The organism is Sphingomonas koreensis (genome assembly GCF_002797435.1).
GTDB classification, from domain to species: Bacteria; Pseudomonadota; Alphaproteobacteria; order Sphingomonadales; family Sphingomonadaceae; genus Sphingomonas; species Sphingomonas koreensis.
The window spans coordinates 308,788-334,063 of sequence record NZ_PGEN01000001.1 but is presented as its reverse complement, the minus strand read 5'-3'; the positions used below and the strand labels follow the sequence as shown (position 1 = coordinate 334,063).

Here is a 25,276-nt window from a genome sequence, read left to right as displayed (position 1 = left end):
TTCGCCGACAAGCTAGCCGGGGAGGGGAGCGCAGAGCAAAGGGGGCGTGTTTGAAGAGGGTCGTGTCGGGAGCCGTTGTGGCGGTATTGGCCTTGTCCGCGTGCGGCAATGCCGCTCCGTCGCAGCCGGCGGTTACCGGGCAATCCGGGGCTCCGGCGCAGCGCGGTGGCGGGCAGGCCTATGAGCTGCTCGGCACCGAGGTCTGGGACGTGCCCGATCCGGCCACCGGGCGCAGCTATCAGCTTTTCGTGAGCCTCCCGCCTTCCTACGGGAAGGAGCCGCAGCGCCGCTATCCGGTACTGTACGTCACCGACGCCGACTATGCCTTTCCGGTCATCCGTCAGATCGCCCGGCGCCTGAACGTCGAAGGCCCGAAGATCGAGGAGTTCATCCTGATCGGCATCTCCTACGCCAAGGGCGACGATCCGGTCGCGAGCCGGCGGCGGGACTATACGCCGACGCCCAACGGGCCGAGCGATACGCCCGCAGGGACGATCCACGGCGAGGGGGCGAAGCATCAGGTCTGGCTGCGCGACAAGGCGCTGCCCTTCGTCACCGGCCGGTATCGCACCGCGCCGGGGCGCGGCATCCTGCTGGGACACAGCTATGGCGGACTGCTGGCGGCGCAGATCCTGTTCAGCGAGCCGGAAATGTTCGGCGGCTATGTGCTGGGCAGCCCGTCGCTATGGTACGACAAGCGCCACATGTTCGGCGTCGAGGCAGCCTATGCCGCGCGGCATCGCGATCTGAAAGCAAAGGTCTTTGTCTATACCGGCGAGTATGAAGCGCTGCGCAAGGGCGATTCGCGATACAACCAGAGCGCGGACCTGGTTGCCGACAGCCGTGAGCTGGCCGACACGCTACGCAGGCGGGGCTATCCGGGGCTGACGCTGGAGGCCGAGATATTGAACGGTGAGGACCATGTGTCGGTCGCACCGCGCGGCTTTACCTGTGCACTGAAGTTCCTGCTTCCCGTGCAGAAATAGAAAAGGACGCCCGGACGGATATCCGGGCGCCCTCCGGGGGCGGTGCGCAAGGGGGTAGAACGCGCCGCCCTTTGAGACTTCGGCTGCTCAGCCGACCGAGCGATGCTCGATCGCGGCGCCGTCGTCAGTCTGGTCGCCGCTGCCGATGGCGATCTTCTTGGGCTTCATCGCCTCGGGCACCTCACGCACCAGCTCGATGACGAGCAGGCCGTCATTCAGGTTGGCGCTTTCGACCAGCACGAAATCGGCCAGTTCGAAGCGGCGCTCGAACCCGCGATTGGCAATGCCGAGATGCAGCATCTGCACGGGGTTGTTGTCCTGCGCCTCGGCCTTCTTGCCGACGACCAGCAGCAGGTTCTGCTGCGCGGTGATCTCGATTTCGTCGGGCTTGAAGCCGGCGACGGCGATCGTGATCCGGTAGCGGTCGTCGGAGATCCGCTCGAGGTTGAAGGGGGGATAGTTCTCGCTGCCCGACTGGCGCGCGGTCGCTTCGAGCATGTCGAAGAGCCTGTCGAAGCCGATCGTCGAACGGCGGAACGGAGTGAGATCGATCTGACGCATGGCATAATCCTCCAATGAGCAATTTCAACGTCTTGCGGCATCCAGTTGGACTGCGATGCCAGGTCTGCCCGGCCCCGAAGGCGCCGTGCATCGCTGATTTGGGAAGCCGGTGACGGGTTTCAAGAGCGCGACGAACTGTGTGGCGATTAAGGCGTAAAGCCTATTGATTAGGTAGGAATAGAATCGCTTTCTGGCTAAATCATATCAAGCTAGTGGAATTTGCCCCGGCACCATAAGGGGAACCAATCAGTGAGCCTGACCACGCTATCATTCCTGCTGCTTGTCAGCGCGTCGCCCGCGGCGCTCGGGCAGGAAACGCCGCCTGCCGATGTGACCGTGCAGGAGCCCGCGCCGCCGACCGTGCCGGGTGAGACCGGACGCGATGCCGAAGACGTGCAGCGCAGCTCGGCGGCATCGGACATCGTGGTCACCGCGCGCCGCCGCGCCGAGCAGGTGCAGGACGTGCCGATCCCGATCAGCGTGGTGGGCGTCAAGGAGCTGGACAATACCGGCAGCTTCAACGTCGCGCGCCTCGCGCAGCTTCAGCCGACGCTGCAATTCTACTCGACCAACCCGCGCAACTCCTCGGTCAATATCCGCGGGCTCGGTGCCCCCCTTGGCCTCACCAATGACGGCATCGACCAGGGCGTCGGCGTCTATATCGACCAAGTGTATCTCAGCCGTGTCGCGGTCGCGACGCTCGACTTCCTCGACGTTTCGCAGATCGAGACGCTGCGCGGCCCGCAGGGTACGCTGTACGGCAAGAACACCGTCGCCGGCGCGATCAACATCACCAGCAAGGCGCCGAGCTTCAATTTCGAGGGCCGGGCCGAGCTGTCGGTCGGCAATCTCGAATTCAAGCAGGCCAAGGCCTCGATCAGCGGGCCGCTGGGAGAGGATGTCGCGATCCGCCTCGGCTTCGCCGCGACCGATCGGCGCGGCACCGTGTTCAACGTCGCCACCGGCAACTATGTCAACGAGCAGGACAATATCGGCTTGCGCGGCGCGCTGTTGTGGCGCGCGACCGACACTCTCAGCCTGACGCTGAGCGCCGACTACAGCCGCCAGAACCCCGAATGCTGCGCGCAGATCTTCGTCAAGCTCGGTTCGACTCAGCGTCCGCTCAATCGCCAGTTCAACGCGCTTGCCGCGGCGCAGGGCTATGAGCCGGCCAGCCGCAACCCGTTCGACCGCCTCACCGATCTCGACGCCGATCTCAATGCCAAGAATGTGCTCGGCGGCGTTTCGCTGCGCGCTGAGTGGCAGCTGGGATCGGGCACGCTGACTTCGGTCACTGCCTGGCGCTTCTGGGACTGGCTGCCGGCGAACGACCGCGACTTCACCGGCCTGCCGATCACGACGCTGTCGCAGAACCCGACGCGGCAGGACCAGTTCACCCACGAATTCCGCTATGCTGGCGAGGGCAGCGGCTTCGATTATGTCATCGGCGCCTTCGGCTTCTATCAGAAGATCCATACCACCGGAACGCAACGTCAGGGGCCGGCCGCCAGCCGCTGGCTGATCAATCCCAGCAACGCGCTGTCGAACGACCCGACCGTGCTCGACGGGCTGACCGCCGAGAACGACATCCAGCTCAAGAATTTCAGCGGCGCGCTGTTCGGCAAGCTCAACTGGAAGCTGACCGACCAGATCACCCTCTCGCCGGGCGTTCGCGTCAATTATGACGACAAGGTCGGCAGCTATGTCTCGATCGTGCGCGATGCGCAGGGCAACCTGGTGCCCTATTCGGGCGGCACCGCGCGGCAGGCGGCGCAGCGCGAGGCGATTCAGCCCCAGGCGTTCACCGACGAGGCCTATCGCGCGTGGAACGTCACCTATGACCTGACCGCGTCGTACAAGCCCTCACGCGACGTGCTGCTCTATGCGACCTATGCCCATACTTTCAAATCGGGCGGCCTCAACCTGAACGGCGTGCCGGTGGTGGGCGGCGTGGTGCAGACCCAGCTCGCGCAGATCGAGCCGGAGAAGGTGGATCATTTCGAGATCGGGGCGAAGACCCAGTTCTGGGATCGCAAGGCGACGTTCAACGTCACCGGCTTCTGGACGATCATCAAGGATTACCAGGCGATCGTGAACAACAGCTCGACCTCCACCCTGCGCGGCTATCTTGCCAACGCCGGTGAGGTGCGGGTGCGCGGCGTGGAGGCGGATTTCTCGATCCGGCCGAGCGATCGCTTCAATCTCTACGTCAACGGCGCCTATACCGACCACGAATATGTCGACTTCAAGAACGCGCCGTGCCCGCCCGAGCTTTCGGGCGGCGGCAGCGGCGCGGTGATCGGGGCGCCGGGCGCGCCCGGGACCAACAGCCCCACCGTGTGCGACATTTCCGGCCAGTGGCTGCCGGGCATCTCCAACTGGGCCTTCTCCTACGGCGCGGAGTACAACCTGCCCGCCAAGCTGTTCGGCAAGGATGGCGAGGTCTATCTGGGTGCCGATGCCAGCTCGCGGTCCAGATTCTCGTCCAACGCCTCGCGCTCGATCTATACCGATATCGATGGCTACACGCTGGCGAACTTCCGCCTGGGCTTCCGCACCGACGAGGGGCTGAACGTCTTTGGCTGGGTCCGCAACGCGTTCGACAAGAAGTATCTCGAGGTGCTGGCGACCACACCGGGCAACACCGGCCTGATATCCGGCAATGTCGGCGATCCGCGCACCTATGGCGTGACGGTCGGTTTGAGTTTCTGAGACGTATCCGTCCCCGCGATTGACTCATGAACAGGCTGCGCGGGCGACGGATACCAGGGGAGGGGCCACAACCAGGCTCCTGTGGTTCCTCCCCGAACACTAGGAACCGTCAACCCAGCGCGAACTGGGGTCTCGTTCCACAAGGGATTCCGTCGCGACGTGCGGTTCCAGCTTTCGCTGGGGCGACGGGCTGGCTCAGAAATGCGAAACGCCCGGGCCGTTTCCAGCCCGGGCGCCTGCGTGACGATGCCTCGTCAGCCCCCTTGTGGCTTTCCTGCCCACACATCCTTTCGAGAAAGGACGGGACGGGAGAGCCTCCCCGAACCACGGCCATTGCCTGCGCTTCGTGGGGACGTGCTAGGATGGCGGGTGGCGCTTGTCACGGTCTATGACGTCACCCGGCGCGCTTTGCGTTCATCCTGTGTTTATTTGGCAACAGCGTATGTTTGCGCGCATCCGTTACGAATATTCCGCGGGCCGCTGCCGCCAGGGAAATTCGCTTCTTTGCGAATTTCCAAACAACCCCTAACAACCGCACCCTATGTTGCTTTCCCGATATGAGCGGATGATCGCCCGCCGCTACCTTCTGCCCGGGCGGGGGGAGGCGTTCATCTTCCTCGTCGCGTCGATCAGTCTGGTCGCGGTGATGCTCGGCGTTGCCGCGCTGGTGATCGTGATGAGCGTGATGAACGGCTTCCGCGCCGAGCTGTTCGACAAGATCACCGGCCTCAACGGCCATGCCGTGGTGCAGGGCTATGGCGGCCAGTTGCGCGATTGGCGCGATATCGTGGCGCAGGCGAAGAAAACGCCCGGCGTCACCGGTGCCACTCCGCTGATCGAGCAACCGTTGATGGCGAGCTTTCAGGGGCGGGTTGAGGGCGTCCTGGTGCGCGGCATGACCGTGCCCGACATCCGCATCAACCCGACGCTCAACAAGAATGTGCTGATCGGCGACCTCAAGCAGCTCACCCCGGGCTGTGAGTGCATTGCGATCGGATCGCGGCTGGCGCAGTCGCTGGGGGCGACGCCAGGGAGCAGCGTCTCGCTGCTCAGTCCGCAGGGGCTGACGAGTCCGTTCGGTACCGTGCCGCGTATCGTATCCTACCGCGTCGCCGCGATCTTCGAGATCGGGGTCTATGACTATGACAAGGCGTTCGTCGTAATGCCGATGGAGGATGCGCAAACGCTGCTGCTGATGGGCGACACGGTCGGGATGGTGGAACTCGACACCAGCAATCCCGACAAGGTCGGCGAGATTCTGGCGCCGCTGGCCAGGCAGGTCGCGGGCGTCGGCCAGCTGACCGACTGGCGCACGCTCAACGCCACGCTGTTCGAGGCGCTGGCGGTCGACCGGCTGGTTACCTTCACCGTGCTGTCGATCCTGATCCTGGTCGCGGTGTTCAACATCCTGTCATCGCTGATCATGCTGGTGCGCGCCAAGACGCGCGACATCGCGATCCTGCGCACAATGGGGGCGACGCGAAGCGGGCTGATCAAGATCTTCGTGACCGTGGGCACGGTGATCGGGTCGCTCGGTATCCTTGCCGGGCTGATCCTCGGTTTCATCCTGCTCTATTTCCGGCAGGGCGTGCTGACCTTCCTCGGCTTTGTCACCGGGCAGGAGATATGGGACCCCTCGATGCGCTATCTCACCGAACTTCCCGCCAAGACCGATCCGGTCGAGATTGCGGGGATTGCGCTGATGGCGCTGGTGTTCAGCTTCCTTGCCACGCTCTACCCCGCCTTCAAGGCGGCGAGCACCGATCCTGTTCAGGTGCTGCGCTATGAGTGAGCCGGTCCTTCAAACCTCGGGCCTCAAGCGCACCTTCAGCCAGGGCGGCGCGGACATCCATGTCCTGCGCGGGATCGACCTGACCGTCGGACAAGGCGAGATCGTCGCGCTGCTCGGGCCTTCGGGTTCGGGCAAGTCGACCCTGCTTCAAGCCGTCGGCCTGCTCGAAGGCGGGTTCGAAGGCTCGATCCGCATCTCGGGCGTCGAGGTCGGCAAGCTCGAAAGCCATGCGCGCACCGTCACCCGGCGCGACAAGCTGGGGTTCGTCTATCAGTTCCACCATCTGCTGCCGGACTTCAACGCGCTCGAGAATGTCGAGTTACCGCAGCTCATCCAGAATGCGACGCTCGCCGACGCCCGGGCGCGGAGCGAAGGCCTGCTCACCGCGCTCGGCCTTGGCGCGCGGCTGACGCACCGGCCGAGCCAGCTTTCGGGCGGCGAGCAGCAGCGCGTCGCGGTGGCGCGCGCGCTGGCAAATCGCCCGGCGCTGGTGCTGGCGGATGAGCCGACCGGCAATCTTGACGAGCATACCGCCGATATCGTGCTAGCCGAGTTCCTGCGGCTGGTGCGCGGCGAGGGCGCGGCGGCGCTGATCGCGACGCATAACGAGCGATTGGCGGCGAAGATGGACCGGGTGGTGCGGCTGCACGAGGGCGTGCTGGAGTGAAGTAACTCGCATGCCATCTCCGCGCTGTTATAGTGCCCTGCGCACGAATGGCTGCCATTCGGTGTCGCAGGCTCGGGAGAAGGCAATGAATCTGACCGACATCCTCGCACAGGCGGGCGGCATCGACTCGATGGCCCGCGATCTGGGCGTTTCGCCTGAAACTGCGAAGGCAGGCGCCGACGCATTGCTTCCCGCGATCCTTGGGGGATTCAAGAAGCAGGCGCAGACCGGGGGCGGGATCGAGGGATTGGGCGGATTGCTCGGCCAGCTGGGCGGCGGCGGGCTGCTCGACGCGGTGCTGGGTTCGCAGCCGACGCCGGTCGATCGAGGGAACGATGTGCTCGGCCAGATTTTCGGGTCCAAGGATGTCAGCCGGACCGTCGCGGGCCATGCCGCGGAGCAGAGCGGTCTCGATTCCGGACTGCTCAAGAAGATGCTGCCGATCCTGGCGATGCTCGTTGCCGGCTACCTCGCAAAGCAGGGTGGCCAAGAGGGTGAAGGTGGCGGGCTCGGTGGCCTGATCGGGGGGATGCTCGGCGGCGGCGGTGCGCCCGCTGCGTCCGGCGGTCTTGGCGGGCTCGGCAAACTCATCGACCTCAACGGTGACGGCAACCCGCTCGACGACATCATCGGCATGGCCGGCAAGCTGCGCAGCTGACAGGGGAGGCCGCCATGACCGCAATCACCGACATTCCGGTCACAACGCCGGAAGGGACGCAGATCGATCTGTCGGACTATGCCGGCAAGGTGCTGCTGATCGTCAACGTTGCGTCCAAATGCGGTTTCACCCCGCAATATGAGGGGCTCGAGGCGCTGCACCGCCGCTATGCCGATCGCGGGTTCGAGGTGCTTGGCTTTCCGTGCAACCAGTTCGGCGCGCAGGAGCCGGGGGACGCGGCGGAGATCGCGAGTTTCTGCTCGCTGACCTACGACGTGACCTTTCCGGTGTTCGGCAAGATCGACGTCAACGGCCCGGACGCGGCGCCGCTGTACCGCCATCTCAAGAAAGCCGCGCCGGGCCTGCTCGGGACCGAGGGGATCAAGTGGAATTTCACCAAGTTCCTGATCGATCGCAGCGGCAATGTCGTCGATCGTTACGCCCCGCAGACCAAGCCGGAAGATATTGCGGCGGATATCGAGAAGCTGCTGTAGTACCCGCGCCGGGGCGGATTAAGCTGTGGAAAACCCCGGCGCTTCCTTTGACCCCTCGGCACCCCCATTTATAACCGTTCCATGCCCCATTCCGGCTTCGTCCCCCTCCGCATCTTTTCCGCCTACACGATGCTGGAGGGCGCGATCGAGCCCAAGGCGATTGCCGGGCGCGCGCGCGAACTGGGATTTCCGGCGGCCGCCCTCTGCGATCGCAACGGCCTCTACGCGGCGATGTCCTATGGCGATGCCGCCAAGAAAGCGGGCGTCCAGCCGATCGTCGGCACCCTGCTTTGTGTCGAGCGGCCGGATGTGCCCGAGGGTATCACCCCTCCGCTCGACTGGCTGGCACTCTACGCGCAGGATCAGCGCGGCTACGAAAATCTCTGCGATCTCGTTTCCCGCGCACATCTCGAACGTCCGATCGAGAAGGATGCGCATGTCCTCTTCTCCGATCTCGAGGGCCGTACCGACGGCGTGATCGCGCTGACCGCGGGCAAGGAGGGGGCGCTCGCCCGTCTGTTCGCCGAGGAGCAGGACAGCGCGGCCTTCGCCTATGCCGACCGGCTTCAGGCGCTGTTCGGCGATCGCCTCTATATCGAGATCATCCGCCGACTTGACGAGGTCGAGGGCAGGGCGGAGCCGAAGCTGCTCGACCTCGCCTATGATCGCGGCATCCCGATCGTCGCGACCAACCCGGCCTGCTATGCCGAGCCCGATTTCCATCAGGCGCATGATGCGATGCTGTGCATCGCCGGTTCCGCCTATGTCGCCAGCGACGAGCGTGCCCGCTCCTCGCCCGACGCATGGATGAAGCCCGCGACCGAGATGAAGCGGCTGTTCGACGATCTGCCCGAGGCGATCGACAACACGCTCGTCGTCGCGCAGCGCTGTGCCTATGCGGCGCCCAAGCGCAAGCCGATCCTCCCCAGCCTTGCCGGCGATCTCGAGGGCGAGGCTGCGCAGCTGCGCGACGACGCGCGCGCAGGCCTCGAAGCGCGGCTGGAGAAGGCGGGCATCACCGATCCGGCGAAACGCGAGGAGTATTTCGCGCGGCTTGCGTTCGAGACCGACATCATCATCCAGATGGGCTTCCCCGGCTATTTCCTGATCGTCGCGGACTTCATCAAATGGGCCAAGCAGAACGGCATCCCGGTCGGGCCGGGCCGCGGCTCGGGCGCGGGTTCGGTCGTCGCCTGGGCGCTCACCATCACCGATCTGGACCCGCTCGAACTCGGCCTGCTGTTCGAACGCTTCCTCAACCCCGAACGCGTGTCGATGCCCGACTTCGACATCGACTTCTGCGAAACCCGCCGCGGCGAGGTGATCCGCTATGTGCAGGCGAAGTACGGCCGCAACCAGGTCGCGCAGATCATCACCTTCGGAACGATGAAGGCGCGCGCGGTGCTCAAGGACACCGGGCGCGTGCTCCAGATGAGCTATGGTCAGGTCGACCGGCTCGCCAAGCTCGTCCCCAACCATCCGACCGATCCGTGGACGCTGCCGCGCTCGCTCAACGGCGTGAGCGAGTTCAAGGCCGAATATGACGGCGACGAGGGGGTCAGGCACCTTATCGATCTCGCCATGCAGCTCGAAGGGCTGCCGCGCCACAGCTCGACCCATGCCGCCGGCGTGGTGATCGGCGATCGTCCGCTGGCCGAGCTGGTCCCGCTCTACCGCGATCCGCGATCGGACATGCCCGTCACCCAGTTCGACATGAAATATGTCGAGGGCGCGGGGCTGGTGAAGTTCGACTTTCTCGGCCTCAAGACGCTGTCGGTGCTGCAAAAGGGTGTCGAGCTGCTCGCCGCGCGCAACATCCAGATCGATCTCGCCGCCCTCGGCTGGGACGATCCGGCGGTCTACGAACTGCTCCAGCGCGGCGACACGGTCGGCGTGTTCCAGCTGGAATCGGAAGGCATGCGGCGCACGCTGACCGCGGTTCGTCCGACCAATTTCGGCGACATCATTGCGCTCGTCTCGCTCTACCGCCCGGGCCCGATGGACAACATCCCGATGTTCGGGCGGCGCAAGCAGGGGCTTGAGCCGATCGAGTATCCGCACCCTGCGCTCGAAGGGATCCTCAAGGAAACCTACGGCATCTTCGTCTATCAGGAACAGGTGATGCAGGCCGCGCAGATCCTGGCCGGCTATTCGCTCGGCGGCGCCGACCTGCTGCGCCGCGCGATGGGCAAGAAGATCAAGGCCGAGATGGACGCACAGCGTGCGCTGTTCGTCGAAGGCTGCGCCAAGGTGAACAATATCGCCGAGGGCAAGGCGAACGAGCTGTTCGACTTGATCGACAAGTTCGCCGGCTACGGTTTCAACAAGTCGCACGCCGCGGCCTATGCGCTGCTCGCCTACCACACCGCCTGGCTCAAGGCGCACTATCCGCACGAATTCTACGCCGCCTCGATGTGCTTCGAACTTGGCCAGACCGAGAAGCTGGCGATCTTCGTCGAGGACATGAAGCGGCTCGGCGTCGCTTGCCTGCCGCCCGACATCAATGCCAGCGAAGCCGAATTCTCGGTCGAGGCGGTCGATGACGGGTTCGCGGTCCGCTATGCGCTCGCCGGCCTCAAGGGCGTCGGCGAAAAGGCGATGGAACTGCTGGTCGAGGAGCGCCACGCCAAAGGCCGCTTCCAGAGCCTTGACGATTTCGCCCGCCGCGTCGATCCGCGCCTGCTCAACAAGCGTCAGGTCGAGGCGCTGGCGGGGGCAGGAGGCTTCGACAGCATCGCGCCCGACCGGCCCGGCGTCTATGCCGCCGCCGAGACGATCCTCGCCGTCGCCCAACGCACTCACGCCAACCGCGAGAGCGGGCAGGGCGGCCTGTTCGGCGAGGCCGAGCCGGTCGGCTCCGCAATCCAGCTGCCCAAGAGCGCGCGCTGGACGCTGGGCCAGAAGATCGAGGCCGAGAAGGATTCCTTCGGCTTCTTCTTCTCCGCGCATCCGCTCGACCGCTACCAGCATCTTGCCCGGCTCCATTCGGCGCGGACCATCGTCAGCCTCAACGACATCGACATCGCCGAGGGCGGCCGCGCCGGCGCGACCATCGCCGCGCTGATCGAGGACGCGCGATGGCGGACCTCGGCGCGCGGCAAGCGCTATCTGATGGCGACACTCTCCGACGCCAGCGGCACCGTGCCCTGCACCTGCTTCGACGACTTCACGGCGAAGGAGATGGAGGACGCGGCGCGGATTGGCGGCTGCGGCATCCTGACGCTTGAGCTCGATCGCCGCGCGGGCGAGGATTCGGCCCGCGTCACGGTGCGCAAGGTTCAGCCGTTCGAGGGAATGGCGAAGGACGTGCGTCTGACCCTGCGCCTGACCGTGACTGAACCGACCGCGCTTGCCGCCATCGCCCTCCAGCTCGCCGATGCGCGCGGCGGTCGGTGCGAGGTGGTGCTCGATGCCCCCCTGCCCAGCGGCGGCGAGGCCGAGCTGGTGCTCGGCCGCAACTTCCGCATCGACGGGGAGCTCGCCGCTCGGATCGAGGGCCTGCCCGGCGTCGCTGCCTGTGAGCTCAAGCCCACCGACCTGCCGAGGCTGGCTTTGGCGAGTTAAGCCGCACGCCCTCTTGCATCCATCCGTTCAAATCCGCAGGATGTGTTTACGGACACGGAAACCCGTGCGGATAAGGAGAGTGTGATGCTGGGCGCGATGCAGGATTTCGAGCTTCGGGTACCGCGGCTGATCGATCATGCGGAGCGCGAATATGGCGATCGCGAGATCGTCAGCCGCTGGTTCGACGGCAGTGAGACGCGGACCAACTGGGCCGGGATCGCGCGCGACTCGCGCAAGCTGGCGCAAGCCCTTGAACGCATGGGGATCAAGAAGGGCGATCGCGTCGCGACGATGGCGATGAACCACAGCCGCCATCTCGTCGCCTGGCACGGCACGATCGGCATGGGCGGCGTCATCCACACCATCAACCCGCGCCTGTTCGAGGACCAGCTCGCCTTTATCGGCAACCATGCCGAGGATCGCGTGCTGATGTACGATCGGATGTTCCAGCCGATCGTCGACAAGATGAAGCCGCAGTGGAAGACGATCGAGCACTACATCGTCTTCGACCCCGGCTCGGAGGCCGGGGCAGGCGCCGACGGCCCCGACAGCTTCGAGGCGGTGATCGGCGCCGAGGACGGCAACTACGCCTGGGTCGAGGGCGACGAGCGCGAGCCGTGCATGCTCTGCTATACCAGCGGCACCACGGGGAACCCCAAGGGCGTGCTCTACACCCACCGCTCGTCGGTGATCCACGCCATGGCGGAGATCCAGCCGGCGGTGTTCGACCTTTCGACTCAGTCGGTCGTCCTGCCCGTCGTGCCGATGTTCCACGCCGTCGGCTGGGGAATGCCGTTCGCCGCGCCGATGGTCGGCGTGAAGCTCGTCATGTCCGCGATCAACGAGGGCAAGGTGCTGTGCGAGCTGATGAACCGCGAGAAGGTCACGCACACCGCAGGCGTGCCGACCGTGTGGTTCGCGATGTTCCAGCATATGGACGAGACCGGTGACGTGCCCGCTTACCTCAAGGTCGTCACGATCGGCGGTTCGGCCGCGCCGCGCGCGATGATCGAGCGGATCATGAAGATGGGCGCGCGCGTCAACCATGCCTGGGGCATGACCGAAACCTCGCCGATCGGCACAATGGGCTCGCCCAGCGCCGACTGGGACGACCTGAGCTTCGAGGCCAAGGTCGACAAGATGGTCTGTCAGGGCCGCGCGCCCTTCGGCGTCGAGCTGCGCACGGTCGACGATGCCGGCAACCTTCTGCCGCGCGACGGGGAGAGTTCGGGTCGGCTCCAGGTTCGCGGTCCGTGGATCATCAAGCAATATTTCAAGGATGAGAGCGGCCCGTGCCTCACCGCGGACGGCTGGTTCGACACTGGCGACGTCGCCGTGCTGCATCCCGACGGCATCATGCAGATCACCGATCGCGCCAAGGACGTGATCAAGTCGGGGGGCGAGTGGATCAGCTCGGTCGAGCTGGAGAATGCCGCGGTCGGCTGCCCCGGCGTGGCTGAAGCCGCGGCGATCGGCATCCATCACCCCAAATGGGACGAGCGCCCGCTGCTGCTGGTGATCCGCAAGCCGGGGAGCGAGGTCACCGCCGACCAGATCCAGCAGCACCTCGCCAAGCATGTCGCCAAATGGTGGCTCCCCGACGAGATCCACTTCGTCGAGGCGCTGCCCCACACCGCGACCGGCAAGCTGCTCAAGACCGCGATCCGCGACCAGTATAAGGGGTTCCAGTTCGCGGCGGCGTGAGCCGCGAACCGGAAGCTCGCCTTAGGTTTCGCGCCGCAGCGGCATGAAGCGCGGGTTGCGCAGCAGCGCGGCGGAGACCAGCGAGACGAGCAGCCCGACCGGGAAGATCTCGCTGAAGGTGATCGGCAGGCGGATCAGCGGGTTGGCGTAGCTAACGCGGAACTCCGCCATCCATGTCTGCAATGCCGCCAGCTCCGCCGCACTCACGCCGGCGGCACGCTGGCGCTCGATCTCAGCCGCCATCATCGTCTCGACATAGCCGGGGCCGTGGATCAGCAGCAGCGCTTCCCAGGTCAGGACGTACAGGATCCCCGCGACCACGGAGATCGCGACCCCCAGCCCAAAGGCGGGCCAGAAGCGGATCGCCCCGCCCAGATCATGGTCGCGCCGCCGCTTGATCGCGACGAACACGGCGCTCAGCGCGATCAGCATGGTGAGATAGCCGAGCGCCATGCCCAGCGGCCCGGTCGGCGGATTGTCGCCGAACAGGGTGACGATCAGGAAGAGCTGGATGCTCACCACCACGCCGGCGATGAGGCCATAGGTCAGGATCAGGCGCCGCATATCATATCCCCTTGTGCAGGCGTTCGATGCCCCGACGGTCGGTCGCCGGACGACGCACGGCAATCGCCCAAAGGGGTGATTTGGGCGGTTTCGCCCAAAGGGACCTCAGGGCAGCAGGCCAAGCTCGCGGGCCCGCGCGAGCGCGTCGGTGCGGCGCCGCGCGCCCAGTTTCTCGAACAGCCGCGCGACATGCGTCTTCACCGTGTTGGGCGAGATATCGAGGTTGCGCGCGATCTGCTTGTTGGCGTGCCCGGCGGCAAGCTCGCGCAGCACGGTCATCTCCCGCTCGCTGATCCCCAGCGATGCCTGGGCCGCCGGGTTGCCCGCCGGGCGGGGTGGGGCCGCGCGACCCATCACCCGCGCCCCGATCACCAGCCCGATCGCAAGGAATGTGCCCGCCACCACCAGCAGATACAGCTCAGTCGAATGCGCCCGCACCAGCCAGCGATAGTCGAGCCATTGCAGCATCGCGGTGCCCGTCGCGAGCAGGGCGCCATAGAGCAGCACCTGCCACCACCAGCCGGATCGGGGAAAGCGCATCGCCTGCATGGACCGGATCATCGCGCGGGCCGTCGCTGCGCGCAACCGGGTCGTGGGCCGATAGACGGCTGGTGCCGCCGCGGGTGGAGCGCCGGGATCCGGGCGGATTCCGGAAATCGTCGGCGCACGGAAGCTGTCGCGAAGTTGACGAAGTTACGGGAAACGCGATTCATCCTGTCAACTTCGTCGCCTTTGTGCGCTGAGGTTCGGGGCCCTCATTGAACCAGGCGGATCGACGCGATCAAAGAGCGGCCGCGGGCGGCAAAACGACGCAAGCAAATGAAATCCAACATTGCAAGCGGCGGTTACTGGGGTGGTTAGCTGCCGTTCGCGCAGGAAGTAAAATACGCCATGTAGTCTGGGTGTTGCGCGAACAGGGCGGCAAAATTCTCCCCGTCCCTGAAAAACAGCGTCAACTGCGCGCCAAACTCGACATCAGCCCAATCCTCAATTGCTATCGATGCATCCAGAGCGCCGCGCTGATCGGCGATAGCAACTAATACGAGGCCCCTATCGCCTACATATTGGCCCTCAACCACGTTTGCATGTGCATCGCGCGCATAATCAGGGGTCGGTAAGAAAGGGCCAAATGCTACGCCCATCGGCGGGTCCAGATTCTTTAACGTGGCGCTGCCGACGAGAATCCCGCGTTCGAATATTTTGACGTGCATTATGTAATGCTCTCACGCTGACTGAGCGTCCGCAATGGGGGCGATAGCGGTCATCCGGCTTCTCCGTCATCCCGGCCCTGTGCCGGGATCCACCGAGAGCGGAGCGGGGAGCGAGAGTTTCGATCACCCTTCGCGGCACCGTGGATTCCGGCGCAAGGCCGGGATGAGGGGCTATGCCAACCCCGCCCTGGGGTGCTTCCTGCAAGCCTGCCTTTGCGAGACTATAGCCTAGAACAACTCGCCCTGCGGACCGGGCGGCGGGCGGAACAGGTCGCGGCGCAGCGGGATATACGCCTTGTCGAGCCCGAAGCGCCGGGCCGCGATCCTGAAGCGGGTGCGCAACAGATCGGCCCAAGGACCCTGACCGCGGAACCGGCTGTGAAAATCGGGATCGTTGTCGCGGCCGCCGCGGATCGACTGGATCGTCGCCATCACCTTGCCCGCGCGATCCGGGAAATGGGTGTCGAGCCAGGCGCGGAACAGCGGCGCAACCTCATGCGGCAGCCGCACGGGCAGGTAGAAGCAGCCCATCGCCCCGGCCTCCGCCGCGCGCTCCATGATATGCTCGATCTCGTGATCGGTGATCTGCGGGATCACCGGCGACAGCGAGACATAGGTCGGGACGCCCGCTTCGCGCAGCTTCGCCACCGCCGCCAGCCGCCGCTCGGGATGCGGCGCACGCGGCTCGACCGTGCGCGCGATCCTGGGGTCGAGCGAGGTGACCGAGACCATCACCGCCGCCAGCCCGCGCTCCGCCATCGGGGCGAGCAGGTCGATATCGCGCGTCACCCGGTCGGATTTGGTGGTGATGGTGATCGGGTGGCCGCACTCGGCCAGTACCTCGATACAGCCGCGCGTGACTCGCCACTCGGCCTCGATCGGCTGATAGGGGTCGGTGTTGGTCCCGAATGCGATCGGCTGGCAGACGTAGCCGCGCTTGGCCAGCGCCGCGCGGAGCAGGGCGGGGGCATCGGGCTTGGCGAACAGCTTCGTCTCGAAATCCAGCCCCGGCGACAGGTCGAGATAGGCGTGAGTGGGCCGCGCGAAGCAATAGATGCAGCCATGCTCGCAGCCGCGATACGGGTTCACCGAGCGGTCGAACGCGATGTCGGGTGACTGGTTGCGCGTCAGGACGCTCTTGGCCCTTTCGACCGTAACGGTGGTCCGCAGCGGCGGAAGCTCGCCGTCAATCCCCTCGCGCGCGTCGAGCCAGTCGCCATCGGCCTCCCGCGCGGGCAGGTTGAAGCGGGCGCTCTCGCGATTATGCGTGGCCCCGCGCACGGGGCGGGTCTTGGCCATCCACCGACGATAGGCCGTCGGACGGAACATTTCAAGAACAAAGGCGGTGCTAGACGTGTGTCGCTGTCCAGGTCGCGAACCATTCCAGCCAGCGCGATCCGGAATTGGCGCGTGGCAGGCTTGCCGCGCCGAAGCCATGGCCGCCGCGTTCGAGCAGATGCGTCTCGACCGGTACCTTGTGCCGGCGGGCCGCTTCCATCAGCGCGACGCTCTGCGAATAGGGGACAGTGCCGTCGTCCATCGCATGACACAGGAACAGGGGCGGCATCCCGGCGCCGGCGCGGGCCAGCACGTCGAACCGAGCCGCGGCGCCCGGCTGCGGATTCGGGCCGAGCAGATTGGGGCCCGAGCGGCTGTTGGGGCCGGCGCTCGAGAACTGGGTGACCGGGTAGATCAGTCCGGAAAAGGCGGGCCGCGCGGAGAGCCGGTCTGCGCCGTCGACCGGGCGATAGACCGGGTCGTCATGTCCCACGGTCAGCGTGCCGCCGAGATGCCCGCCAGCCGAAAAGCCGCAAATGCCGAGCTTGGCTGGATCGATCCGGAATTCCGCGGCGCGCGAGCGGATCAGCCGCATCGCACGCTGCGCATCCTGCAGCGGCACGTCGGTGCGGTTGAGCCAGCCTTCGCCGGGCAGGCGATAGGCGAGGACGAAGACGGTGATGCCGAGCGGGTTGAGTTCGCGTGCGACGTTCACCCCTTCATTGATCAGGCTGACGAAGACATAGCCTCCGCCGGGCATGACCAGCACCGCGCGTCCGTCCGGGCGGACGGGGCGGAACACGCCGACATAGGGATAGCGAATGCCTTTCTCCCAGCGCTGCGGCGTGCCGAGCGGGAGCGGGACGGGCACGTTCGAGCGCGCGACGCCTGGCGGGGTGCCGGGCGGCAGGCCGGGCCACAGCATGAAATGCTCGCGCGGTGGCCAGGGCGGGGCAGGGGCGAATATCTTCTGCGTGGATTGCGCGCGGGCCTGTCCGGCACCGGCAAGTCCGAGCGCCGCGGCGCCTCCAATGAACGTCCTGCGGTCGATCGTCTTTTGCATGTCACCTTGATAGCTAACAGGATCGGCCTTTGCATCCGGGGCGTTGCTCAAATATGGGGGCGCCAATCCCCCGGGAGACTTTTTTGAAAGGACAAGGCGTGAAGGACGTTCTCGTAATCGGCGCAGGCGGCGTTTCGTCGGTCGCGGTGCACAAGATGGCGAAGAACCCGGATCTGTTCGGGAAGATCACGCTCGCCAGCCGCCGCAAGTTCAAGTGCGACGCGATCGCCGAATCGGTGAAGGCGCGTTTCGGCGTCACCATCGACACGGCCGAGGTCGATGCCGACGACGTCGCAGCGACGAGCAAGCTGATCGAGGCGGTGAAGCCCAATCTGCTGGTCAATCTGGCGCTGCCCTATCAGGACCTCAACCTGATGGACGCGTGCCTCAACACCGGCACCGACTATCTCGATACCGCGAACTACGAACCGCGCGACGAGGCGCGGTTCCATTATGGCTGGCAGTGGGACTATCAGGACCGCTTCAAGGACGCCGGCCTGATGGCGCTGCTCGGCTCGGGCTTCGACCCGGGCGTGACCTCGGTCTTCGCGATGTACATCAAGAAGCACCTGCTCGACACGATCCGCACGCTCGACATCCTCGACTGCAACGGCGGCGATCACGGCCAGCATTTCGCGACCAACTTCAACCCAGAGATCAACATCCGCGAGATCACCGCGCCCGCGCGGCACTGGGAGAATGGCGACTGGGTCGAAACCCCGGCGCTGTCGTCGCGCCAGGTGTTCGAATTCGATCAGGTCGGCGCCAAGAACATGTACCTCATGTACCATGAGGAGCTGGAGAGCCTGGTCAAGTTCATCCCCGAGATCGAGCGCGCGCGCTTCTGGATGACCTTCGGCGAACAGTATCTGACGCACCTGCGGGTGCTGCAGAATGTCGGCATGACCTCGATCGAGCCGATCCTGTTCGAGGGGCGCGAGATCGTTCCGCTCCAGTTCCTCAAGGCCGTGCTGCCCGAGCCCTCGACGCTCGGCACGACGACCAAGGGCAAGACCAACATCGGCGACATCGCGACCGGCACCAAGGACGGCGAGGAAAAGACCTTCTACGTCTATAACGTCTGCGATCACGAAGACGCGTTCGAGGAGACCGGCAACCAGGCGGTGAGCTACACCACCGGCGTGCCGGCGATGATCGGCGCGGCGCTGATGCTGAACGGCGTCTGGCGCGGCGAAGGCGTGTTCAACATGGAGCAGTTCGATCCCGATCCGTTCATGGACATGCTGAACAAGCACGGGCTGCCCTGGCAGGTGCACGAGCTCCCCGAGCCGCTGAAGTTCTGATCGAATGAGCACGGACACGCGCGCAGCCCCGCCGGTCATGTCGACCAAGGCCGGTGATCCGGGCGCTTTCGCCCGGTTCGACCTGTCGCGCGTGCCGTCGCCCTGCTTCGTCGTCGATGCGGCGGCGGTCGAGCGCAACCTCCAGACGATCGCCGATGTTCGCGATCGCGCGGGGGTGAAGATCCTGCTCGCGCTCAAGGCCTTCTCGATGTGGTCGCTCGGCGATCTCGTCGGCAAGTATCTCGATGGCGTCGCGACGTCGGGCCTTCACGAAGCCAGGCTCGCCGCAGATCACTATCATGGCGAGATCGCGACCTATTGCTCGGGCTACAAGGCGGCGGACATGGCGCAGGTGTGCCGGATTTCCGACCACGTCATCTTCAATACCCCGAGCCAGCACGCTGCGATGAAGGGCGAGCTCGCCGCCGCCCGTGCGCGCGGGGATACCTTCGACGTCGGCCTGCGGCTCAACCCGATGCATTCGGAGGGCGAGGTCCAGAAATACGACCCCGCCCAGCCGCACAGCCGCCTCGGCTTCCCCGCCGACCAGCTGCGTCCCGAGCATTTCGAGGGCGTCGACGGCATCCATGTCCATTCGCTCTGCGAGCAGGATTTCCCGCCGCTGCGCCGCACCTGGGAAGCGCTGCGGCCGCGGATCGCGCCGTATCTCGGCCAGCTCAAATGGCTCAATTTCGGCGGCGGGCATCACATCACCCGCGCCGACTATCAGCGCGATGACCTGGTCGAATTCCTCAAGGAAGTCCGTGCCGAAACGGGCCTCGAAGTGATCCTCGAGCCGGGCGAGGCGATCGCGCTCGATACCGGCATCCTTGTCGGCGAGTTCGTCGACATTTTCGACAACGGGATGCCGATCGGCGTCGTCGATATCTCCGCCACCTGCCACATGCCCGACGTGATCGAGGCGCCCTACCGCCCGGCGATGCTGGGCGAGGGCGGCGATGTGCTGGTGCGCCTCGGCGGCCCGTCGTGCCTCGCCGGCGACATCCTCGGCGATTTCCGCTTCGCTGAGCGTCCGGTGCCCGGCCAGCGCTTCGCGTTCCTCGATCAGGCGCACTATTCGATGGTCAAGACCACGACCTTCAATGGCGTGCCTTTGCCCACCATCGCGCTTTGGAACAGCCGCAGCGACGAGCTGCGCATCGTGAAGTCGTTCGGCTACGAAGACTTCGAGGGCCGGTTGTCCTGATGTGGGCAGGGGTGCTAGGCGCCCCGCCATGCTGAACCTTTCCGCCATCACCGTCCGCCTTGGCGGCCGCGTCATCATCGACCGCGCCAGTGCCGCACTCCCGCCGCGCGGCCGCATCGGGCTGATCGGGCGCAACGGCGCGGGCAAGTCGACCCTGGTCAAGGTGATCGCCGGCCAGATCGACCCGGACGAGGGCAGCGCCGACATGCCGCGCGGCGCCCGCATCGGCTATGTCGCGCAGGAGGCGCCGGCCGGAAAGACCACGCCGTTCGAGACCGTGCTCGCCGCCGATACCGAGCGTGCCGCGCTGATGGCCGAGGCTGAAGGTCTCGAAGACCCTGACCGGCTCGGCGAGATCCATGAGCGGCTTGGCGCGATCGACGCCTATTCCGCCCCTTCGCGTGCCTCGCGCATCCTGGTCGGCCTCGGCTTCGACGAGGAGGCGCAGCACCGCCCGCTCGACAGCTTCTCGGGCGGCTGGCGGATGCGCGTCGCGCTCGCGGCCTTGCTGTTCAGCCAGCCCGACCTGCTGCTGCTCGACGAACCGTCGAACCACCTCGATCTCGAAGCGGTGCTGTGGCTGGAGGACTTCCTCCAGTCCTATCCGGCGACGATCGTCATCGTCAGCCACGAGCGCGATTTCCTCAACAACGTCGTCGACCACATCCTCCACCTGGAGCGCGGCAAGCTCACCCTCTACCCGGGTGGCTACGACTCGTTCGAGCGCCAGCGCGCCGAGCGTCAGGCGCAGCAGGCCGCCGCGCGCGAGAAGCAGCTCGCGGAGCGCGCCAAGCTGCAGGACTATGTCGCGCGCAACTCGGCCCGCGCCTCGACCGCCAAACAGGCGCAGTCGCGCGCCAAGGCGCTGGCCCGCATGCAGCCGATCGCCGCGGTTGTCGACGATCCCACGCTGGCGTTCGGCTTCCCCGATCCCGATCCGCTGCGCCCGCCGCTGATCACGCTCGACCATGCCAGCGTCGGCTATGACGGCAAGCCGATCCTTCAGCGATTGAACCTGCGCATCGATCCGGACGACCGCATCGCGCTGCTCGGGCGCAACGGCAACGGCAAGACCACGCTCGCGCGGCTGCTCGCCGCCCAGCTTACCCCGATCGACGGCGACAAGGCCGCCTCGGCCAAGATGCGCGTCGGCTATTTCACCCAATATCAGGTGGAAGAGCTGCACAGCGACGACACGCCGTTCGATCATATGCAGCGGCTGATGGAGGGCGAGAAGCCGTCCTTTGTCCGTGCCCAGCTCGGCCGCTTCGGCTTTGCCGGCGACAAGGCGATGACCAAGGTCGGCAAGCTCTCGGGCGGCGAGCGCGCGCGCCTTGCGCTCGCGCTGATCACCCGCGACGCGCCGCACATGCTGATCCTCGACGAGCCGACCAACCACCTCGACGTCGATTCGCGCGAAGCGCTGATCCAGGCGCTGACCGCCTATACCGGCGCGGTGGTGATCGTCAGCCACGACCGCCATATGATCGAGATGACTGCCGACCGCCTCGTGCTGGTCGATCAGGGAACCGCCAAGCCCTTCGACGGCAATCTCGATGACTATATCGCCTTCGTGCTCGCCAAGGAGCCCAAGGCCGAGGGTGCGGGCAAGGGCGGCAACCGCAAGGATGCCCGCCGCGAGGCCGCCGAGGCGCGAGAAAAGGGCAACGCCTTGCGCAAGTCGGCCAAGGCGGCGGAGGCCGAGATGGCCAGGCTCGGCGAGAAGCTCAGCGCCATCGACCGTGCGATGTTCGATCCCGTCAGTGCCGCACCCGACCTCGCCAAGCTGACCATGACCGAGCTGATGAAGCAGCGCGGCGCCGTGGCCAAGGCGATCGAGGCCGCCGAAGCCGCCTGGGTGGAGGCGAGCGAGGCGCTGGAGGCATTGGCGGCGTGAGCGCCCGAGGGTGAATGGCGTGCCGATCCCGGTCGTCCACCACCCGCTCTACGTCGCGCCCGCGCCCGCGCGCAGCCAGTATCAGTGGAACAAGAATGGCTTGGTCCGTGATCTGCTGCGCGACAGCAGCGCCAGCCTCGATTGGCACGAGCCGGAGCCGATGCCGCGTGCATGGATCGAGGCGGTGCATGATCCCGACTATGTCGCCGAGGTGATCGAGACCCGCGTTCCGCGCGAGAAGGAGCGGCGGATCGGCTTTCCGGTGACCGAGGCGGTGGCGCTGCGTGCGCTCGCGGTGCCCGGCGGCACCTATCTGGCGGCGAAGCTGGCACAGCGGCACGGCTTCGCAGCGAACACCGCAGGCGGGAGCCACCACGCGCTGCACGATACCGGCGCGGGCTATTGCGTGTTCAACGATCTCGCCATTGCCGCCAACCGGCTGGCGGAAGAGGGCGAGCGCGTGCTGATCGTCGATTGCGACGTGCATCAGGGCGACGGCACCGCGGCACTGATGGCGGGGCGGGGTGACGTGGCGACCTATTCGATCCATGCGGAGAAGAATTTCCCGGTGCGCAAAGCGCGCTCGACGCTGGATGTCGGGTTGCCCGACGGTACCGATGACGTCGCCTATATGGATGCGCTCACGACGAGCCTTCCGGCTCTGGTCGAGGATTTCGCGCCGACGCTGATCCTCTATCAGGCCGGCGTCGATCCATGGGAGGGCGACCGGCTCGGACGGCTCAAATTGAGCCGCGAAGGGCTGGTGGTTCGCGACAAATGGGTCGCATCGCTGGCGCGGGCGCGCGGGGTACCGCTCGCGAGCGCGCTGGGCGGCGGGTATGGCGTCGATGCGATGGAGGTTTCCGCGCGGCACGTTGCGTCGATCCTCGCGCTGGGCGGCGGCTAGCGGCTGCGTGTGGCCCGTCTGCCGCGACGCCAATGCGACAGGAACCACCACAATAGCGCGCCGAGCAGCAGTACCGAGGTGGCGGTGAACCAGCCTTTGTGAATCCCGGTCACGCCCAGGGTTTCGAGAAACTCCTTCACGCTCTTTGGAATGCCGATCACACCGACGATCGCGAGCACGAGCAGCAAGCCGTTGGTCCGGCGCGAAGCATAGGCCGATTTGAGGTTCGCCACGTCCTCGACCAACGATTCCATGCGATCGATCGTATTGTGCGCGCGGTCGAAGCGCGTTCCGGTCGCCATCGCCTTCTGGATCGCTTCGAGCGCGCCGCGTTCCTTGGGGTAGCGGAAGATGTTGCCCGAGCGATGTACGCTGCTCCACCGGAACAGCTCGAGCCGCTGGTGGAGATTGGCCTGCAGGATCGCCTCCTGCTCGCCGAACATTGCCTTCGCATGGATCAGGATGCTGCGCACGTCCGACATCGGGTAGGAACGCGTGCGCTGAGCGCCATGTGCGCCGGGGCGATAGATCAGATCGTCGATCACGCGCTCCATTTCGGCAACCACCAGCTCGTCATGCAGCGAGACGACGAACATCAGCAGCAGATACGGGCAGGTGCCGATTGCAGGGCGGGCGGTGTTGAACGAGCGCCAGCTTTTTGCGACTTCCAGGACGAAGCGGGGATGGGTGTAGATCGCGGATTCCACCGACATGAAGGCCGGGCGGGTCGAATCATGGACCTCCGATTCATCCTGATAGGGGAAATCGGGGATGCCCTGCGCAAGGCCGGCGAACACCAGAAAATCGCGATCGAACGAATTGTCGGGATTGTCGTGCGCGCGGCGTCCGCCAGTTGATGGCGCGTTGCCGAATGTTGCTTCCCACCGGCCCTTTACATCTTCGATCTCCTTGCCCTGCGCGATCCAGCCCATGCGGCTGGCGGCGGCCTGATCGGGCGGGAGGAACTTGCGGTTCACGCGATCGGCGGTGCCGAGCAGCGTATCACTTTCGATCCCGATGGCGAGGCGCTGAAGCGAATCCGCGGTCAGGGGCCGGCGCCGGCAGTCGTCGGCAATCATGTCACGCGCGCGCATCACATCGGCAATGCCGTTGGGACGGGCAGCGTTGTTCGCTTCGAGCTCCTGCAACCGCTGCTCGGCCAGCTGAATGAGCGAGAGGAAGCCGGTCGTATCCACCGGGCATTCCCTGTCCCGGCAGAAGGCCAGATAGGTGGCGTCGTCTGCATACTCGTCCGGGTCCAGCGCGAGCTGCTGGAGCTGGAGGACCGTGTACTCGTCGATCGGCGCGTGCTGCGTATCGCATGCCATGTCTGGGTCGGCTTGCTCGCTTTCTCCCTTCCGCGTGGCCTCATCGCCGGGGGCCTGCTGGGTCAGGGTGAGCAGATAGAAGATCCGCCCGCTCTCGAACGCGGCGAAACTGTCGCGGAGCCGGAAGTGATGAAAGCGCTGCGCGGGTTCGACCGCCAGTTCGCTCACTTCATTCTCATACTCGTACTGCCAGGTTTCCGGACGGCAAAGCCATACGCTTCGGCTCCGGGCATTGGGCCGCGCGCCGGATGCGGCGAACAATGCAGGGCGCCCGTTGGTGCCCGCGGGGCCCATGGTGACATCGTCGAGGAAGGAGCGGATCGGCTGAACCAGCGTCGCGAACGCCTCCCGCTCCCGACCCTCGCCCCCGCGGCTGCGGCTCATCGCGTCGCTGATCTCGCGCAGACGGAAGGCGCTGCGTTCGATCGGCTGGCCGGACCCGTCGTGATAGCTGAGCTCGAATGCGAAGGTGAAGGCGGCGGCGTCGAGATCCCGGAAGGCCGGGGCCTCGAAAAAGAGACGATCGGGCGGCCGGGCCTCAGCCACGCCCGCCTTCGGGCAGCGGTTTGACCGGGAGCATGTCTGCAGAGGCAAGCCATGACGCCATCGCGCTCGTATCCTGGAACGCGTCGAGGCGCGTACCGAGCGCGCGCGCCAGTTCATCGAGCAGCGCGAGAATGGTCGCGGCGGGCACCCGGTCCGGACCGCCGAACAGCATCAGGTGGAGGCGGTGCGGCAGCGTATCGGTCCGCAGGGGCGGCATGACATAGTCGAACTCGACCCAGCGTGCGCCCATGCCGGCGAGCTGGCGCTGGCGCAGAACGGTTGCGGCACGCTCGGCCTCGTCTCGCGCGTCCTCAAGCCGTTCGGTTTCCGCGAACATCGGCGTTGCGGGCGAACCCATCCGGTTGAGTGCCGCACGCGCTTCGGCGATCAGGCGCTTGCCGAGCCCCTGGCCACGGCGCGTGGCATCGACCGAGATATAGGTGAGCAGACCGGCGTTCGCCTCGCGATAGAGCTCGATCGTCACGCCGCCGGCAACATCGCCCGCGGGATCGACGAGCAACAGAACCTCGATCAGGGGTTGGGGCGGGGGCGGATAGGGATCGGCATCGAGCAGGCCGCGCCAATAGGCGGGGTCCTCGCGAATCTCAGCGTCGGGGAAGGCGGGGCCGTAGACCTGGATCTCGTAGCGGCGGAGCAGCGCGTCGCGCGATGCGGAGTCGATCGCCGAAAGGCGCACCGCCTGCAATGCTGGTCCGTCCAAACGATCAGCCAAGACCGGCCCCCTTCGCTATAGCGGTTAGCACCGGTTCGGGACGCCGCCTAGATGCCCGCAAAAGAAGCGGTTGCAACCGCCTCCCATCATTCTACCTTCT

General features: G+C 65.9%; 20 protein-coding genes. 12 read left to right on the top strand and 8 right to left on the bottom strand.

Translation table 11 applies throughout. The features are described from left to right. The first annotated feature begins 77 nt into the window (after positions 1 to 77). The gene (locus tag BDW16_RS01710) at positions 78 to 986 is read left to right on the top strand and encodes an alpha/beta hydrolase (RefSeq protein WP_100362682.1); all 909 of its coding nucleotides are present in this window, start codon (positions 78 to 80) and stop codon (positions 984 to 986) included. 87 nt (positions 987 to 1,073) lie between these two features. Here the strand turns inward: BDW16_RS01710 and BDW16_RS01705 are convergent, their stop codons facing one another. Next, positions 1,074 to 1,547, bottom strand: coding sequence for an Hsp20 family protein (locus tag BDW16_RS01705; RefSeq protein WP_066575767.1), 474 nt, complete (start codon positions 1,545 to 1,547; stop codon positions 1,074 to 1,076). A gap of 249 nt (positions 1,548 to 1,796) precedes the next feature. On the opposite strand from BDW16_RS01705, the gene BDW16_RS01700 reads away from it, so the two are divergent. The 7 genes from BDW16_RS01700 to BDW16_RS01670 all read left to right on the top strand — a co-directional run bounded on the left by BDW16_RS01700 (position 1,797) and on the right by BDW16_RS01670 (position 13,138). Next, positions 1,797 to 4,259 (top strand): TonB-dependent receptor, encoded by a 2,463-nt coding sequence (locus tag BDW16_RS01700; protein WP_083954220.1) that lies wholly within the window; start codon positions 1,797 to 1,799, stop codon positions 4,257 to 4,259. A gap of 541 nt (positions 4,260 to 4,800) precedes the next feature. Further along, a complete protein-coding gene (locus BDW16_RS01695; RefSeq protein WP_066575582.1) occupies positions 4,801 to 6,051 on the top strand; it encodes a lipoprotein-releasing ABC transporter permease subunit in 1,251 nt (416 codons plus the stop codon). Beyond that, positions 6,044 to 6,718 carry an ABC transporter ATP-binding protein gene (locus BDW16_RS01690; RefSeq protein ID WP_066575581.1) on the top strand — a complete coding sequence of 225 codons (675 nt, stop codon included), beginning with the start codon at positions 6,044 to 6,046 and terminating at the stop codon, positions 6,716 to 6,718. Before BDW16_RS01695 ends, BDW16_RS01690 begins: the two co-directional genes overlap by 8 nt. A gap of 85 nt (positions 6,719 to 6,803) precedes the next feature. Continuing rightward, complete coding sequence (locus BDW16_RS01685) at positions 6,804 to 7,376, top strand: DUF937 domain-containing protein (protein WP_066575578.1); 573 nt, start codon at positions 6,804 to 6,806, stop codon at positions 7,374 to 7,376. A 14-nt stretch (positions 7,377 to 7,390) separates the two neighbouring features. Continuing rightward, positions 7,391 to 7,870, top strand: a complete 480-nt coding sequence (locus tag BDW16_RS01680) for a glutathione peroxidase (protein ID WP_066575576.1) — start codon at positions 7,391 to 7,393, stop codon at positions 7,868 to 7,870. 81 nt (positions 7,871 to 7,951) lie between these two features. Then, complete coding sequence (dnaE, locus tag BDW16_RS01675) at positions 7,952 to 11,434, top strand: DNA polymerase III subunit alpha (protein WP_066575574.1); 3,483 nt, start codon at positions 7,952 to 7,954, stop codon at positions 11,432 to 11,434. Positions 11,435 to 11,518: 84 nt separating this feature from the next. Next, positions 11,519 to 13,138 carry a long-chain fatty acid--CoA ligase gene (locus BDW16_RS01670; RefSeq protein WP_066575764.1) on the top strand — a complete coding sequence of 540 codons (1,620 nt, stop codon included), beginning with the start codon at positions 11,519 to 11,521 and terminating at the stop codon, positions 13,136 to 13,138. A gap of 21 nt (positions 13,139 to 13,159) precedes the next feature. On the opposite strand, the gene BDW16_RS01665 is transcribed toward BDW16_RS01670, so the two are convergent. The 5 genes from BDW16_RS01665 to BDW16_RS01645 all read right to left on the bottom strand — a co-directional run bounded on the left by BDW16_RS01665 (position 13,160) and on the right by BDW16_RS01645 (position 17,254). Further along, positions 13,160 to 13,702 carry a DUF4199 domain-containing protein gene (locus BDW16_RS01665; RefSeq protein WP_066575571.1) on the bottom strand — a complete coding sequence of 181 codons (543 nt, stop codon included), beginning with the start codon at positions 13,700 to 13,702 and terminating at the stop codon, positions 13,160 to 13,162. Between the two features lie 105 nt (positions 13,703 to 13,807). Further along, a complete protein-coding gene (locus tag BDW16_RS01660) occupies positions 13,808 to 14,263 on the bottom strand; it encodes a helix-turn-helix transcriptional regulator (RefSeq protein WP_241230495.1) in 456 nt (151 codons plus the stop codon). Positions 14,264 to 14,559: 296 nt separating this feature from the next. Beyond that, positions 14,560 to 14,913 carry a hypothetical protein gene (locus tag BDW16_RS01655; RefSeq protein ID WP_066575567.1) on the bottom strand — a complete coding sequence of 118 codons (354 nt, stop codon included), beginning with the start codon at positions 14,911 to 14,913 and terminating at the stop codon, positions 14,560 to 14,562. Positions 14,914 to 15,141: 228 nt separating this feature from the next. Continuing rightward, positions 15,142 to 16,212: a PA0069 family radical SAM protein gene (locus tag BDW16_RS01650; RefSeq protein WP_066575759.1), complete on the bottom strand. Its 1,071-nt coding sequence runs from the start codon at positions 16,210 to 16,212 to the stop codon at positions 15,142 to 15,144. 49 nt (positions 16,213 to 16,261) lie between these two features. Next, positions 16,262 to 17,254 carry an alpha/beta hydrolase gene (locus BDW16_RS01645; protein ID WP_066575565.1) on the bottom strand — a complete coding sequence of 331 codons (993 nt, stop codon included), beginning with the start codon at positions 17,252 to 17,254 and terminating at the stop codon, positions 16,262 to 16,264. 98 nt (positions 17,255 to 17,352) lie between these two features. On the opposite strand from BDW16_RS01645, the gene BDW16_RS01640 reads away from it, so the two are divergent. The 4 genes from BDW16_RS01640 to BDW16_RS01625 are packed head-to-tail and all read left to right on the top strand — an operon-like array spanning position 17,353 to position 22,569. Then, positions 17,353 to 18,558: a saccharopine dehydrogenase family protein gene (locus tag BDW16_RS01640; protein WP_100362681.1), complete on the top strand. Its 1,206-nt coding sequence runs from the start codon at positions 17,353 to 17,355 to the stop codon at positions 18,556 to 18,558. 37 nt (positions 18,559 to 18,595) lie between these two features. Then, positions 18,596 to 19,765, top strand: a complete 1,170-nt coding sequence (locus BDW16_RS01635; protein ID WP_066575756.1) for a carboxynorspermidine decarboxylase — start codon at positions 18,596 to 18,598, stop codon at positions 19,763 to 19,765. Positions 19,766 to 19,793: 28 nt separating this feature from the next. Next, positions 19,794 to 21,662: an ABC-F family ATP-binding cassette domain-containing protein gene (locus tag BDW16_RS01630; protein WP_066575555.1), complete on the top strand. Its 1,869-nt coding sequence runs from the start codon at positions 19,794 to 19,796 to the stop codon at positions 21,660 to 21,662. A gap of 19 nt (positions 21,663 to 21,681) precedes the next feature. Further along, complete coding sequence (locus BDW16_RS01625) at positions 21,682 to 22,569, top strand: histone deacetylase family protein (protein ID WP_066575754.1); 888 nt, start codon at positions 21,682 to 21,684, stop codon at positions 22,567 to 22,569. Here the strand turns inward: BDW16_RS01625 and BDW16_RS01620 are convergent. Further along, on the bottom strand, positions 22,566 to 24,443 hold the full coding sequence (locus BDW16_RS01620; RefSeq protein ID WP_066575548.1) for a magnesium transporter CorA family protein: 1,878 nt from the start codon (positions 24,441 to 24,443) through the stop codon (positions 22,566 to 22,568). The genes BDW16_RS01625 and BDW16_RS01620 overlap by 4 nt on opposite strands. Next, on the bottom strand, positions 24,436 to 25,176 hold the full coding sequence (locus BDW16_RS01615; RefSeq protein ID WP_125958816.1) for a GNAT family N-acetyltransferase: 741 nt from the start codon (positions 25,174 to 25,176) through the stop codon (positions 24,436 to 24,438). Before BDW16_RS01615 ends, BDW16_RS01620 begins: the two co-directional genes overlap by 8 nt. Positions 25,177 to 25,276: the final 100 nt, after the last annotated feature.

Coding starts and splice junctions, on each gene's coding strand:
- BDW16_RS01705 (WP_066575767.1), bottom strand. CDS start 1,547: ATGCGTCAGATCGATCTCACTCCGTTCCGCCGTTCGACGATCGGCTTC.
- BDW16_RS01695 (WP_066575582.1), top strand. CDS start 4,801: ATGTTGCTTTCCCGATATGAGCGGATGATCGCCCGCCGCTACCTTCTG.
- BDW16_RS01690 (WP_066575581.1), top strand. CDS start 6,044: ATGAGTGAGCCGGTCCTTCAAACCTCGGGCCTCAAGCGCACCTTCAGC.
- BDW16_RS01685 (WP_066575578.1), top strand. CDS start 6,804: ATGAATCTGACCGACATCCTCGCACAGGCGGGCGGCATCGACTCGATG.
- BDW16_RS01680 (WP_066575576.1), top strand. CDS start 7,391: ATGACCGCAATCACCGACATTCCGGTCACAACGCCGGAAGGGACGCAG.
- dnaE (WP_066575574.1), top strand. CDS start 7,952: ATGCCCCATTCCGGCTTCGTCCCCCTCCGCATCTTTTCCGCCTACACG.
- BDW16_RS01670 (WP_066575764.1), top strand. CDS start 11,519: ATGCTGGGCGCGATGCAGGATTTCGAGCTTCGGGTACCGCGGCTGATC.
- BDW16_RS01665 (WP_066575571.1), bottom strand. CDS start 13,702: ATGCGGCGCCTGATCCTGACCTATGGCCTCATCGCCGGCGTGGTGGTG.
- BDW16_RS01660 (WP_241230495.1), bottom strand. CDS start 14,263: ATGATCCGGTCCATGCAGGCGATGCGCTTTCCCCGATCCGGCTGGTGG.
- BDW16_RS01655 (WP_066575567.1), bottom strand. CDS start 14,913: ATGCACGTCAAAATATTCGAACGCGGGATTCTCGTCGGCAGCGCCACG.
- BDW16_RS01650 (WP_066575759.1), bottom strand. CDS start 16,212: ATGGCCAAGACCCGCCCCGTGCGCGGGGCCACGCATAATCGCGAGAGC.
- BDW16_RS01645 (WP_066575565.1), bottom strand. CDS start 17,254: ATGCAAAAGACGATCGACCGCAGGACGTTCATTGGAGGCGCCGCGGCG.
- BDW16_RS01635 (WP_066575756.1), top strand. CDS start 18,596: ATGTCGACCAAGGCCGGTGATCCGGGCGCTTTCGCCCGGTTCGACCTG.
- BDW16_RS01630 (WP_066575555.1), top strand. CDS start 19,794: ATGCTGAACCTTTCCGCCATCACCGTCCGCCTTGGCGGCCGCGTCATC.